This is a genomic window from Scytonema hankhaensis NUACC26 (assembly GCF_045865695.1).
GTDB lineage: Bacteria > Cyanobacteriota > Cyanobacteriia > Cyanobacteriales > Nostocaceae > Scytonema.
On the sequence record NZ_BAACAP010000248.1, the window covers coordinates 146003 to 159391 of the forward strand.

At 41.6% G+C, this 13389-nt stretch carries 12 protein-coding genes; 9 read left to right on the top strand and 3 right to left on the bottom strand.

The features are described from left to right. Positions 1–13 precede the first annotated feature (13 nt). From dpdK to dpdD, 3 genes are read left to right on the top strand one after another with little or no spacing between them, the layout of a single operon-like run. Entirely contained in the window at positions 14–523 is a 510-nt protein-coding gene (dpdK, locus tag ACKTT2_RS45945; RefSeq protein ID WP_407899317.1) for a phospholipase D-like domain-containing protein DpdK, read from the top strand. A gap of 58 nt (positions 524–581) precedes the next feature. Continuing rightward, a complete protein-coding gene (locus ACKTT2_RS45950) occupies positions 582–833 on the top strand; it encodes a hypothetical protein (protein ID WP_407899319.1) in 252 nt (83 codons plus the stop codon). A gap of 7 nt (positions 834–840) precedes the next feature. Then, positions 841–2862: a protein DpdD gene (gene dpdD, locus ACKTT2_RS45955; RefSeq protein ID WP_407899321.1), complete on the top strand. Its 2022-nt coding sequence runs from the start codon at positions 841–843 to the stop codon at positions 2860–2862. A gap of 44 nt (positions 2863–2906) precedes the next feature. Here the strand turns inward: dpdD and ACKTT2_RS45960 are convergent, their stop codons facing one another. Continuing rightward, positions 2907–4010: a DNA sulfur modification protein DndB gene (locus ACKTT2_RS45960; protein ID WP_407899323.1), complete on the bottom strand. Its 1104-nt coding sequence runs from the start codon at positions 4008–4010 to the stop codon at positions 2907–2909. A gap of 117 nt (positions 4011–4127) precedes the next feature. Here ACKTT2_RS45960 and ACKTT2_RS45965 point away from each other — a divergent pair, with 117 nt between their 5' ends. The 5 genes from ACKTT2_RS45965 to ACKTT2_RS45985 all read left to right on the top strand — a co-directional run bounded on the left by ACKTT2_RS45965 (position 4128) and on the right by ACKTT2_RS45985 (position 12442). Continuing rightward, on the top strand, positions 4128–4376 hold the full coding sequence (locus tag ACKTT2_RS45965) for a hypothetical protein (RefSeq protein ID WP_407899325.1): 249 nt from the start codon (positions 4128–4130) through the stop codon (positions 4374–4376). An 82-nt stretch (positions 4377–4458) separates the two neighbouring features. Beyond that, on the top strand, positions 4459–9417 hold the full coding sequence (locus ACKTT2_RS45970; RefSeq protein WP_407899327.1) for a DEAD/DEAH box helicase: 4959 nt from the start codon (positions 4459–4461) through the stop codon (positions 9415–9417). 10 nt (positions 9418–9427) lie between these two features. Then, complete coding sequence (locus ACKTT2_RS45975; protein ID WP_407899329.1) at positions 9428–9940, top strand: phospholipase D-like domain-containing protein; 513 nt, start codon at positions 9428–9430, stop codon at positions 9938–9940. Then, entirely contained in the window at positions 9937–12135 is a 2199-nt protein-coding gene (locus ACKTT2_RS45980) for a tetratricopeptide repeat protein (protein WP_407899331.1), read from the top strand. Before ACKTT2_RS45975 ends, ACKTT2_RS45980 begins: the two co-directional genes overlap by 4 nt. Beyond that, complete coding sequence (locus tag ACKTT2_RS45985) at positions 12128–12442, top strand: nucleotide pyrophosphohydrolase (protein ID WP_407899333.1); 315 nt, start codon at positions 12128–12130, stop codon at positions 12440–12442. Before ACKTT2_RS45980 ends, ACKTT2_RS45985 begins: the two co-directional genes overlap by 8 nt. Positions 12443–12686: 244 nt before the next feature. Here the strand turns inward: ACKTT2_RS45985 and ACKTT2_RS45990 are convergent, their stop codons facing one another. After that, entirely contained in the window at positions 12687–12887 is a 201-nt protein-coding gene (locus ACKTT2_RS45990; protein WP_407899335.1) for an element excision factor XisI family protein, read from the bottom strand. Here ACKTT2_RS45990 and ACKTT2_RS45995 point away from each other — a divergent pair. Then, positions 12819–13226, top strand: a complete 408-nt coding sequence (locus tag ACKTT2_RS45995) for an SDR family oxidoreductase (protein ID WP_407899337.1) — start codon at positions 12819–12821, stop codon at positions 13224–13226. The two genes, ACKTT2_RS45990 and ACKTT2_RS45995, sit on opposite strands and share 69 nt — an antisense overlap. Here the strand turns inward: ACKTT2_RS45995 and ACKTT2_RS46000 are convergent. After that, entirely contained in the window at positions 13173–13376 is a 204-nt protein-coding gene (locus ACKTT2_RS46000; RefSeq protein ID WP_407899343.1) for an element excision factor XisI family protein, read from the bottom strand. The two genes, ACKTT2_RS45995 and ACKTT2_RS46000, sit on opposite strands and share 54 nt — an antisense overlap. Positions 13377–13389: the final 13 nt, after the last annotated feature.

Below are 13389 nucleotides of genomic sequence, written 5' to 3' on the forward strand. Positions count from 1 at the left end.
GAACCAGTCTCAAATGCCTTCCCGTCATATTCACTCCCGCCTAACCTCTCGTCAAGTCCCCGACTTGCTTCAGGCAATCTTCGTTGCCGAACTTATGAACCCCAGCTACTGTCTCTGGCTTGTCTCTCCTTGGATTTCCGATATACCGATTATCGATAACACCGCCAACACGTTCTTGTGCTTGGAGCCTGCTTGGAGTCGTTCTCGTGTACGCCTTTCCGAAGTGCTGGCAAACTTAGCTGAGCAGGAAACTACTGTACGTATTGCTACTAGACCCGATATCCACAACCGTAGTTTTATTGAAACGCTTCAAACCAAGACTGAGGGTATGAACTGCCATATTCACATCACAGAAGAACTCCATGCTAAAGGTATTTTGGGGGACGGGTATTATCTAGCAGGTTCCATGAATTTCACCTATAACGGTATTACTGTTAATGAAGAAGCAATCACTTATGAGACATCCCCGGAGGTTATTGCAGAACAACAAGTGTTCTTCACTCACCGTTGGGGAGGAGCATAATTGATTACATAACACATTCTTATGAAGTGGATGGAGAGATGGGGAGATAACCCCGGCAATGACAAATCTTAGCAATAGTGATGCCCGCTATTTTCTAACGCGGTTTTTTGGTGCAGGCAATGAATTTAACCTTAGCGCAATTGAGGGATCTGAGGGTAAACAAGCCAAAATTCGTCCTTGGGTGGAACGTTTGACGCAAGTAGAACCCCAGCTAACGATTCTTCCATGCTGGCGTCACAAAGGTAACAAAGAAGCGGTAGATTGGTATGCAATAGCTCGGTCGGAACGGGCAATTACGCCAGTTGTGTGAAGAATTGATGGCATTCATTGGTCCGACATATTCCACATTTCGGGGACAAAGGGCAAAACTAAATTTGCAAGACCCTATAGAAGCAGCTGTTTACGAGTTTACTGGAGGCACGGCTGTTAAATTCTACGGCAAACCACAGGAGGTTTGGGCAGCACTAGAACGAATGCGCCGAGTGGATGAACGCCAGGTGAAGCGAAGTGCAGAATTTCCCCGTCCAACAGGTCGGGTATTAAGGGATTTTTACATGGCACTGCAAGCAGGCGATCGCATCTCTGCTGAAAAAGAATTGCAATACTTATTCGATCGACATCGCCTGGATGCACTGAATCTCCTGTTTCTCAGGGTACAACTCTTAGCGGAACTTGAGCAATGGCGAGACTTAGTTGAGCTTCCAGAACTGAGCAACCTCTTGCAAATTCGCTGTCCTTTTGCTGTTACCCAAGCTTTGTTAAAGGCAGTATACCGCATTCATCTGCAACGCTTTGAGGAAGATAATGCCCCAAGTAGTGCAGTAGCCTATTTTCGAGAAGTCATTTTTCCCCGGTACAGCAATCTTTTTACAGTACGTGCGGGTAGTAAAATTTCAGAAGTACTGAAATTATTTATGCTAGTGGCAGTGGGAGGAGAACCACCAAAACCCGCTCTTCGTGACGAGTTGCTGGCAACTCTGGGAATAGACGAGTCCCATCGTTACTACTTGCAAAGACTAGCAGCACTACTTCCGGATGTTACACCACCCAGTCAAGGCGATCCTCTACAACAAGCGGAACAGCTATTAAGAAATGGTGACTACGACCAAGCCTTTTCACTATTATGTAATGTGCGGTTATCCAAAGATAAAGTTCGCCTCCTTTTCCAGTGCGCCTACGAATTACAAACCTTGGCAGTGGAGAAAGTAGCACTACAGGCATTTGACAAATTGAATCCTGAAGACCAAAATGCCTTGCAGACAGTCCGTTGGAATCGGGATTATCTTGTTCAACTGTGGGGGAATGATGCAGAGGTAAATAAGGAAACACCTGCATCTGAATCAGTCCCAAGCAACTGGCTGCAGTGGCTATCAAAGCTTGATAAAGAGCCACATTGGGAACGGGCGCTTGAAGTGGCTCGCCAAGGTTCTACAGAGTGGGATGTAGCAGATTGGCTCAGTGAACCGAGTACAGTGAAACAGTTCATCCAGTTGCAGGAGCGAATTTTCTCTAACGCTGAATCAGTCTTGCATAATGCCCTTCCCTATTTGCTGGCATTTTTCCAGAAAGACGAGCAATTTCCCCGTTGCGAGTTTCTACCGTTATATTGTTGTCTACTAGAACTGTTGGTGCTAGGTACACAAGGCGGGGATGCAGATTTAATATTGTTTAATGAGCTAGCCGTTGCCCTCTTATTCTTGGGAATGGATGGAGCCAAATATATTGAAATCATAGACTACGCTCTAGAACTTTGGCAGAGGTTTGCTGCTCCGAAAAAAGTTGATTGGGTACTTGACTTTATTGATGTGTTGGTATTGTATCCTTGCCCAGCCAAAGAGAAACGCGAACAACTCCTATTCGCTGCGGCTGACACTCTACGTCGATTTGCTGGACGTATTGATGAGACACAATGGAGAATCTTTCGCTCTTTAATTAAAGATTTAACATTGGAAGAATCATTGCCAAATTTGCTTGGAGAAGAAGCAAATTTGGTAGAGCAAAATCTTGATTTTGAGGCAAATATTTTCCAAAAACTGAAGGGTAAATCTGTTCTCATCTACACTCTTACAGAATCAGTGGCATTAAGAGTAAAAGCCATTTTAGAAGCAGCTTGTCAAGGAGTTACAGTTTATCTAAGCCACGACAAAGGAGGTAATGATAGGTTGCGCCAGTGGGTAAAAAATTCTGACATTGTGGTGATGGTAACAGCTAGTGCTAAACACGCAGCTACAGGTTTTATCGAAGCTAATCGTCCGTCCCACCTTGCGCCGATTCTGCTAGTTAACAGTAAAGGGAGTGCGAGTATGCTGCGGATAATACGGCAGTATTTAGCTAAGTGAGGAATAGATCGGTAAGAATAGGTTGTCTTCGATAAGAACCAGTTCTAACTCTCAAAAACACCACCCATAGACACAACACCTACAAACTCTCGCAAAACCCTATAACAAGCATCTACAGTTGTTTTTGTATTAGACATAATTGGCTCTCCTGTTGCGCCAACTTGTGTGACTCCTCGTTCACGCCAAAATTCATTTCCCTTACGCCAGTCAATTTCCCTTAGTTTACCCAACCACTTAACCAAATCCTCTGCAGGAACTCCTTCAAGGAATAAATCGCGAGCTAACATTCCCAATGCCTGGAAAACAACAGCACTGACTGCAAGTGACTCTTGTCTCTGAGTAGCCCGTTCCTGTTTGCTTTTCATCTGCCAAGGGTCATCAGGTAAGATGCTTGCTACTGCCGCCCAGAAGGTTGTAGCCCAATCAATGAAGGGTTCTAAATCCTTTTTAGACTGTAACGACGGGAACATATGCTGGGTAGCAGTAACTAAGGTTGAAAGAGTCAGTAACTTGGGATTATGCTTGCCTAGCCCGTTTTCAACCATCTCCACATTGTCACGGAACTGAGGGACTCGGTGTAGTAATTGTTTGGCAATTAAGACTTTAGGCGATCGCTTATCAAACATATGTGAGAGCGATACACTCGGTCTTTGCACTAAAAGATTTTGGTCGCGGAAAGCTTGACGTTCCTCCTCCAATGGCAAACCTGCGTATATCAATATCCCAATTTCCAGTTGGGAAAGGATAATGGCATACTCTGACTCTTGAGCTTGAATATCTTGTAACGCTTGACGAATGCCATAGCATCTGTGTTGACCATCGGTTAAGCGCAAGCTAACGGAAGAGTAAGGAAGGTATATATTGCCATCTCTGTAAGTTGGGGACGGTTGAACGTTAACACAAATCGAAGGGAAAAAGGTAGTTCCATCTTGGTAAGTCTCCAGAATATATCTAGCGATCGCCTTAACTCTTGTCTGGTTGAGTTTCCGTTGAGCAAAATCTGGTAATTCAGGAATGTTCGGAATGTAAAGGTGACCGTCATTCAGTAGTCGAGCAACATCCCCAAAGGTGATGCTAGCAACATAACTAACATGCTTACTTAGAAGTCCACGTTGTACAGGAACTCCTTTTATAACCAGTTCAAACATGACTTTTCCTATGCGCTAAATTCATTTTCTCACAAGCTTGCATACAAGCATACATGGTTGCTAAAAGGTTTTGTATATATTTATGCTGAGGTCAGACATATAGCAGGGGTAAAACCATTGCCTCACCAAGCACGGATTCCAGATGAAGTTTATGCGGAGTTATACACAATTAAGCACTCGTTCGAGCACTTGCTTGCTCCAAATCGAATTAGCGATGCCCCAAGCGTACAAGACATCGTAAATGTGGCGCTCAGGCGATTGATTAAGGATTGGCAAGATCCTGAGAAGCAAAATTTGTTACACAATGAGCTTCTTGAACAACGCAGGATAGCCCGTACAAAAATGGGCAGGAAAGAAAAAAGTTGACGCTAGCTAAAGTGCAGCAATCCAATGCTAAATTAGCCACCTTTAACTTACTAGGTTTATCTACCTTAATTTTCACAAAACGATGAGCTTAGACTCTGACACCATTAAACGACTTGCTGATGAAGTTCTGACTTTTATTGAGCAACGCGAAGCAGAACAAATTGCCTATGGTATATATGATGTCACAATGACAGGGGTTGAGGTAATTGACAATTTTAAACCCTCTGAAGACATCAAGTTAACTGCTGAAGAAAAAACAGAAAAACTCAGAACAGCTTTAGCGCAGCTTGCACATGAGATGCAAATCATCAAGTTTAATCAAGCAGAGTCTCCTGATGACTGGATTTTCCGCAGTCGAATTGCAGAAACTGTAAGGTTGGTATCAAAACTCCGTCAAAGAATTGTTCGAGATAATAATCTCAAAGTAGCCCATCGCATTAGCAATAGCAAGCGTTTAGTGGCGGATGTAAAGTTTAGTGTCGCGAACCGTCGCGTTCCTCAAAGGAATATTGCAGTGCAAACCTACATGATGCCTTTACTTATCGGTAATGCAGAGCAACAGCAAACTGCAAATCTACTATTGGAAGTCATTAATACCCATCTGTCGGAGAAGATACCCAAGATGAGTGGCTTTCAACAACGAGCTTTAGAAAGAATCCTCGAAGCAATCGAGTTAAAAGTACAAGAAGGTATTGAAAAAGGTGTTGTAGTAACTGCTAGCACAGGGGCAGGAAAAACCTACGCCTTCTTTTTACCTATACTCGCTAAGATGGTGCTAGAACGCTGCTTGCGAGGCAGAGAAGGGGTTAAAGCCATTTGCATTTACCCACGGGTTGCACTCTCTGAAAATCAACTTACTGATTTTATTGAAGTATTGTTTTACCTCAACCAAGTGCTGGCAAAGCATAATCTTCCACAACTGACGATTGGGGTAGAAAGTAGCGCGGCGGTTTACCAAATACGAGACTTCCAAAAAACAAGTGATGAACAAAAACGAAAACTTTCTCAGGATCGGGGCTGGACTTTTAGCAAAGAATATGTAGGTTATCTATCACCTTTTGCCTACTGCGTAGGTACAGATGGTAGAGCCTGCAAAACTGATAAACAAAGATTGCTTGTCCGTCCCACAGATCCTAAAACGTTAGTTTGCCCGGTTTGCGATAAGCGCTTTCCCTTTATAAAATTTTCTAGGGATATTATGGCGGAGCATCCACCCGACTTACTTATCGCTACAACAGAATCACTTCATAGACGACTGCTATCAACAAAATATCAATATTTATTTGGAAATGACAAGTTTTGTGCGCCAACAGTTGTAATGTTGGACGAAATTCACTTACAAACTTCGACTGCAGGGACTCAAGTCGCACTTCTGTTAAGACGATTGATGGCGAGAATTCGATTGGGTAAGCAGTACCGCAAGGAACAAGGGAATTTAGCATTTGTAGGGCTGAGTGCTACTATTTCTGAACCAATTGAATTTCTCTCGGAGTTATCTGGCATACCCGTTACCCGCGTTCGACGGGTAAATCCCGAAGAAAATGAAATGCAGACCATTGGTGCTGAACGTTATATTTTTGTACGGGCTGAGGATAACGAAGATACTGCCGTAATTTCAACTTTAATCCAGACAGCAATGTGCGTTTTGCACACCATGCCACAACCGTTGCCAGATTCAGACCTGAAACGATACCGCACATTTGGTTTTGTTCAGTCTTTAGACATCGCCGGTCGCTGGTTATACCAGATGGAAGATGCGGAGAAAATTAAACCAGAACAACGTAGAGAAAGAGAAAGATATAAATCGCAAAAAACGCCTCTCGACCAACGGCAAATTAAGTATATTCCGTTATACGCATATCGATATCCACCATTTAATCGACGGCTTTTTCCTAACTTCTTTGGTTCCAATTTTACTTGCAACTGTAATTGCCACAACAGTGGCATCCCAGATTTAAGTTGTCCATACTTCCAAGCAGGAGAATGTTGGTGGGTACTTAGTCAAGATGGAAAGGCACGTCAAGAATCTTTAAAGATTATACGGAAAACAGGGAGCGATCGCTCGATTACTATCGAGCCTGATGATGACTTAATAATTACAACAACTGCATTAGAAGTTGGTTATGATGACGAAGCTTTGATGTGCGTTTTACAGTACACAGCACCTGCAAACGTTGCTAGTTTTGTACAACGTAAAGGTCGAGGAGGGCGGAAAGTTGGGACGCGACCTATTGTAGTGACAGTACTCAGCCCCTATAAATCTACTGATTTATTTTTGTTTCGTAACGAACATATACTTACAGATCCTACCTTCCAAAAACTACCTCTCAATTCACAAAATCGGTATCTCCAAAGAATTCATGGGTTTTATGCTTTCTTTGACTGGTTAGCTTATCGGGCAAGTTGTGCAGGAATTGAGCTTGAACTTGATAGTTTATCTCGGCAGGGATACGAGTATCTAATGGAGCAAAGTGCCGATTTTAGAGTTTTGCTGGAATTTAAGGATTATCTCAAACAAACTTTTGCAATACCAGATGATGCTATAAAACAAGTACTTGGTGATGAGTCTGAAGGATTTTTGAGCCAAATTTTCTTCGAGGGCTTAATGAAAGGGGTAAATCTACAGTTTGAGAGAGACAACACACAGCGCATTAATTCCACAGAGTTGAGAAAATTGTTATGCAAGCATTTACCAGAGAATTTATTTTCTGACATCAATTTACCAGAGGTGCAAGTTGACTACCGCCCTGACTATCAAAACCCCAACAAAAAGACTAACTCCGAAAGTGTTAGTTTAGCTGTGAGTGAAACAATCCCAGGTAATGTAACATTTCGCGGTGGTAAGGGTTCAACTTGGATACCACCTGAAATTTCAGATGGGGAGCCTTCCCTAATTGCCATTGGTCAATACTATGAATATGAGCAAATTGACGGACGACCTAACACAGCAAATCTCCCAACCCGCGCACTAAGACAAGTTGGAATCCCAATAAAAAGTAGTTCTCTGAACTTTTATCGTCCGCTAGAAATCAAGCCCAAGCAATTTAGTCAAGATCACAACTTCTCATTTTGGCAGTGTAACCCTGAAACCAGAGAGTTGTTCGAGGAACGTATACCTGAAAATACCAGACAAGACACTCAATCATTAGCACACTCTTGTTCCGCCAACCCCATAGGGGCTGTTGAAATTCGCCCTATTAGGTATGATACTCCGACGCCAGCTTATACATTGACACCGGGCAATTCTTCTGTTAGTTGCGATCCACTAGGACAGGAATTAATACAAAAAATAATTTTTTACAGTGACGAACTCGAAAATCTAAATCTTTTGGATGTACGCCGTATTATTCTTGGAAGCCAATACACAATTAAATTCCATAATTCTTCAACAGAGGAGATTCGAGGAATTGTGGGTTTTACGGCAGATGGACTCAGTAATTGTGCTTTAGGCTACAAAATTGAAACAGAAGGAATTTGTTTTGACCTCAATCCCGAGCTGTTAACAAAGCTTCAATTATCTACTTCAATACGGAAAAATCTGTGTTATCATGCCATCCATCATGCTTTTATTACAGTTCTCACAGTTGAGTACCAGGAAAACTACTTTGCTGCTGAGTATTTAGTCAATGTGCTGCTTACTTTGGCAGATAGGTGGTGTGGTGGAGAGGGAGGAACACCTGAAGGGTTGCGTGATTGGTTTACCCGTGGTAGCGACCGGTTTGACCGTTGGTTAACAGAAGTCATTCAAGGGATACACCAGTTGTCCCGCAAAAATCAACAAGCTGTATACCAATTACTAAACAGCGACAATGATTACTTATCAATATTTTTGAATCTCTATGCTGAAATTCATAGCGGTCTATCTCGCTATCAGCAATACTTACGAGACAGCTTTCAATATAGTGTGACTCAAGCTTTAAAGTCAGTAGCGCAAGAAGTTGCAGGTGTTGAGGCATTAAATTATGTTTCAGCCTGGACCGAGTTACGTGCCGACTTTGGAGAACGTGCTGCCAAACGCATCTGGATGTACGAAATTGGTATGGGAGGTATTGGTGTGATGCGGGCAACTCATGACTTGCTGCGTAAGCATCCCGATAAATTTTGGACAGCCCTGGCTAACAAAATGAGCCGATGTACTACTGCTCAAGAGGAAGCGTTTCTGCGTCATTTACTAGAGCAACCTGAGTCTTGGTTAGAAGGGTGTGCAACTAGGGTCAATGAAATTATAGCTGTAGGTAAATCTAGCGATCGCCAAAAGAAAATTGAAGAGTTACTTGCCCAGGTCAGGCAACAATTGGGTTTACCTGTGCGTCAAGCTCAACTCAAAGCTTTACTGCGCGTCTTTATTCCAGACTATAGCCAAGAAGTGGATGGTAGACCTCTAGTAAACTGGCGCATTTTTCGGGAAATAAACCATAAGTTCCTTCCCCACTGCACTCAGCAATTAGGGCGCGATCCCACATTTACTGAAGCACGGGCGCTGCTTTATCGGCAAGTAGATAAAGCCAGACAAAAGCAACAAACAAGCCCCTATCCAGAATTAGCCCACTTACTTCAACTTTATGAAACCGAGTATGGAAGGTCAAATGGTGAGGCTCGTAAAGCATTTGAAGCAGGGGTGGAACGCCGGATGCTTTTAAATTGTCGCTGCAATTGCTCTAGTTGTCTAGACGACCGCAGTGGCGACATCGAAGCGCCAGGTTTAAGCCGTAACCTTCTTAACCGTCCTCTACTAGCTGAATGGTTCAATCACGTTCGCGCTCCTCAAACCTTAGAATTAGATGATACTGTAAGCAGTACCAGTGTCTGTGACAAAATGCGCTCGTTCCTGGAAAATGGGTGTCAAACAATTTACTTACGGGTAAGAAGCAATAATCTGGCATACCTCTGTGACACAATTAGCTACTTGACGGATGCAGGGATCGACACGGACATCGGTATGGTTTACCCAATGATTACCGATATTCAAACAATCTACGCTAACGACTTAACACCAAGCGAAGCACCTGTAATTGAAGTAACAGTTCGTCCTATTAAGTGAGGTTCTGCCAGTGGCAAAGCAATCAACTCAATTGCAACGCAGTGGTCAAGCAATGCTTTACAACTTTCTGCTCAACGAGATTCTAGCATCACAACTAGAGGGCAGTTACGAGTTTTGGATTGTTTCTCCTTGGGTAACTAATTTTCGTTTAGAAAAACCCTACTATGTCTCTTTTCAGGAGATTGTGGAGACAAAGCAAGAAGCACTACACTTGTTTGACATTCTGCATCAAATTGCTGCTAATGGTGGTAAGGTTTATATCACAGTAGGTAGCGATCGAGAATATCATCCTTTATTGAGACAACTCAGCAACCAAAGCGATCGCATTGAGGTACGGGTACTTTCCAAGCTCCATGCTAAGGCATATGTTGGTCGTTATGGTGCTATTAACGGTTCACTAAATCTAACTGATGGGGGAGTTAATCAAAATTTTGAACTCTTCACATACAATCATGACGAACGGAGTATTGCTGAGTTACGGAAGATATGTGTACAGCATTTTGAACAAGGATTGGCACTGTGATGTCGTTTCAATATGAAATCGTGACAAAACTGGGAAGCGCTGACCAGGTAGGAGTACGCTTGCGGTGCAATGAAACAACTCTTGCGGATGACATTCATCGAGGACTTCGACAGATTGGTTTCAAGGTCACTCGCCTGATGCCTTCAAATCATGGAGATTATACCCATTTTGTTTATGTCACCGCTACAGCAGATAATGTCACTAGTGCTATGCTTCAAATTGAAGCCAGTATCAGAGCTTTAAATAATGCCACCGTCCTAAAAAAAGAACCAAATGTCAAAGACTTTAAGTCCTGGCAAAAATTATTTCGTCAAGCTCTCAAACGATTGAAGGACGACTATCAAAATCCTACAAGTTCAGTCCAAGAAATTAATCAAAATATCCTCGAACAAAAAATTTCTGCTGGACGTATCACTGAAGTTGAAGAACATCTGCTTCGACAAGCTGATGTTAATGATAGCAATGCTCTGCGAGCGTTAATTGCACTTTATGCCAAGACAGAACAGTATGAACAATTAGTAGAACTTTGTAAAGCTAAATATAAGAGTGTTCTAGCTTTACCTGTTTCTGGAAGGTTAGTGGAGCAGTTACTAACTGCTTATTTCCAGCATTACCAACAAACAAAAGAACCAGAGCTATTACGTTCTGCTCAAGCATTAGCACAAGAATTTTTACCCGAACTTGAGCGTTTACGCCAAGCTAATGGAGTAAGAAAACTACTCAATTTGTCCCTAAATTCTCAAGAATCACTACCAACAATAGAAGGAGCTACACTCAATGAACAATTGACACAGTTATTAGTAATCGAACCAGGAGAACGTATTCCTCAACTAGAGAAACTCAAAGAAGAAAAACCTAAAGCTATCAATGTACTGCTAGCTTTAGCTGAATCATATGCATCAATTGATAATACTGAATCTGCCTTAGAAATATACCAATCACTTAGCGAAAAAACAGAAGAAATTCAACAACGTCATGCAGAAATACTATTAAATATTCAACGTTTTCAAGAAGTTATTGAATTGTTGCCAGGTGTAATTTCTGAACTATCGCCAGCTTTGGCAGGATTACGAGGTGCTGCCCTTTATAATTTAGGACAGCAAAAACAAGGCAGCGAATTTTTAGAAAAGGCATGGCAAGGGGGTGAACGTAGAGTTGAAATTCTACTCCCATTAGCAAGATTGTGGGCTACAGTTGGTAACCCACAAGCGGCAGGCGAAGTGTATCAAATTTTGCTAGAAACAGCTTCTGAAAAGCTGACAATAGAAGATAGAGCCTTAATAGCAAGAGTTGTGAATTTAGATGGTTTTGGTGATATTTCCGATGAGCGTAAAGTTAATTATTATGAAGAATGTGTCAATTTTGCCGGAGTGAATCTGCCCAATTTAATCGATGTAGAAGAAATATTAAAAGACCGATTAGACCTTTGGAAAAACTTACAAAATGAAGAGAGGCTTCAGAACGCGTATGCTGATTGGTTAGACTGGTTGGTTAATAAAGAAAGCTGGGAAAAATTAAATAATGAACTAGATGATTTAAGAAAGTTTGCTGCACAACAAAAAATAACTGCCCAACTTTTTTTTGAATTACTAGAAAGTCTGGAAGTCTATATTAATTTGCACCCTACTTTACGCCAATGTCTTGCAAATGACTACTTTAGTTTAGCAATTGTCGAAATAGATAATGCATTACGTCAAGGAAAAGTCGAAGTATCGTTTTTTCAAGATTTAAAACGTGCGCTACTCTTTCTTGACTCTAATGCAGCAAATGAAATTGTTGAATACCGCCAACAGCGTCGTGCTGAAGCTGCTAACTTAGATATACAAGTAGCCTCAGACGCAAATAGAGTATCAACTCCCAACTTGGTATCCGTACATCTTGCACTGGTTGGTGGACATCAAGCAACTCGACGAGAGGTTATTCGTGAATTGTCCGAAAACTATGGGTTAAAAAAGTATGTTGAGATTGGCTCCTCAAGAGAGACATATATAAATCGTAGCAATATACAAGCAAAGATAAGTAATTGTAATTTAATTGCAGTAATAACTGGATATATGGGTCACGATTTGAGTCAAATCGTATCTGACTTAAAAAAAGATGGGGTTTTGACAGGTGATGTATTTTTTCTAGCTTGTCGGGGCAAAAGTGGTATAGTTCGTTCAATTCTGAAGAAGGTGCAGCAAGAAAATGTCTGATTATACACTTAGAGAAATTCAACAACAGGTTGATGATTGGGTACAAGAAGTAGGTAAAGGTTATTGGAGTCCTCATGAAATGCTAGCTCGACTAGTTGAGGAAGTGGGCGAAACCGCTCGATTAATTAACCATTTGCATGGTATAAAAAAAAAGAAAGAGAGCGAATCAGCTCAAGAACTCTCCAGTGAGCTTGCTGATATTTTGTTTGCCGTCATTTGTTTGGCAAATACCGAAGGCATAGATTTGCAGGAGTCTTTTGAGCAAATGATGACTAAGTATTCTGTAAGAGATAAAAATAGATACTAAGATAACAGTGAAAATTCACAGTAAGTAAAGTTAAGTTAATAGGATTTGCCAATCAATGCGGTTATTTGAATTGGGAGCACTCAGTTTTGGCAAATAAACTTTTTTAGATAAATTATAGAGTGGGAGTTCTGGTATAAAGTAGTTATGTTTTCTTCAAAAGTGGATGCTAGATTACAGTACTGTAAACTCTTAAATGGGATAGACAAAAATTGACATGAATTTATCCTACAGCAAAATCAGTTAGCTAACGCATTTTAGGTGAATTAAACCCAATCACTATATCGTGTTTTAGTACACCCATCTCAATCAACTCTAAAGCAATATCTACTTCAGTTGTATTTTGCTGAATCCAGATTTTTTCATTTTTGAGGTCTAAATGCATGATAGGTCTATAAACGTGCGAGGGACTACATTGTTGTGTGCTGAGTTTGCCAAGCGTCACCATGGCAAACCAGGAGGACGAATTATCAATCTGACATCTGGTCAAAGTTTGGCACCAATGCCATTGAACTTACCGTATGCTATTACCAAAGGAGCAATAGAGGCACTGACAATCAGTTTAAGTGCCAGCTTAGCAAGCAAAGGCATTACTGTGAATGCTATAGACCCTGGTGCAACGGATACAGGTTGGATGAGCAACGAATTGCGTTCATCCCTTGAGGTAAAAGCACCCTTTGGCCGTATTGGGACTCCAGAAGATGCTGCACGTATAGTGTTATTTCTTGCCTCATCACAAGGGCAGTGGATTACAGGACAGGTTATTCGCTCTAGAGGCGGACTGTAAATCAAACCAGATTCCTAGTATTACAGCAAAATCAGTTAGCCAACGCATTTTATGTGAATTAAACCCAATCACTATATCGTGTTTTGGTACACCCATCTCAATCAACTCTAAAGCAATATCTACTTCAGTTGTATTTTGCTGAATCCAGATTTTTTCATTTTTG

Bases quoted from the DNA above. Each gene is read 5' to 3' on its own strand.
- dpdK (WP_407899317.1), top strand. From the start codon at position 14: ATGCCTTCCCGTCATATTCACTCCCGCCTAACCTCTCGTCAAGTCCCC.
- ACKTT2_RS45950 (WP_407899319.1), top strand. From the start codon at position 582: ATGACAAATCTTAGCAATAGTGATGCCCGCTATTTTCTAACGCGGTTT.
- dpdD (WP_407899321.1), top strand. From the start codon at position 841: ATGGCATTCATTGGTCCGACATATTCCACATTTCGGGGACAAAGGGCA.
- ACKTT2_RS45960 (WP_407899323.1), bottom strand. From the start codon at position 4,010: ATGTTTGAACTGGTTATAAAAGGAGTTCCTGTACAACGTGGACTTCTA.
- ACKTT2_RS45970 (WP_407899327.1), top strand. From the start codon at position 4,459: ATGAGCTTAGACTCTGACACCATTAAACGACTTGCTGATGAAGTTCTG.
- ACKTT2_RS45985 (WP_407899333.1), top strand. From the start codon at position 12,128: ATGTCTGATTATACACTTAGAGAAATTCAACAACAGGTTGATGATTGG.
- ACKTT2_RS45995 (WP_407899337.1), top strand. From the start codon at position 12,819: ATGCATGATAGGTCTATAAACGTGCGAGGGACTACATTGTTGTGTGCT.
- ACKTT2_RS45990 (WP_407899335.1), bottom strand. From the start codon at position 12,887: ATGGTGACGCTTGGCAAACTCAGCACACAACAATGTAGTCCCTCGCAC.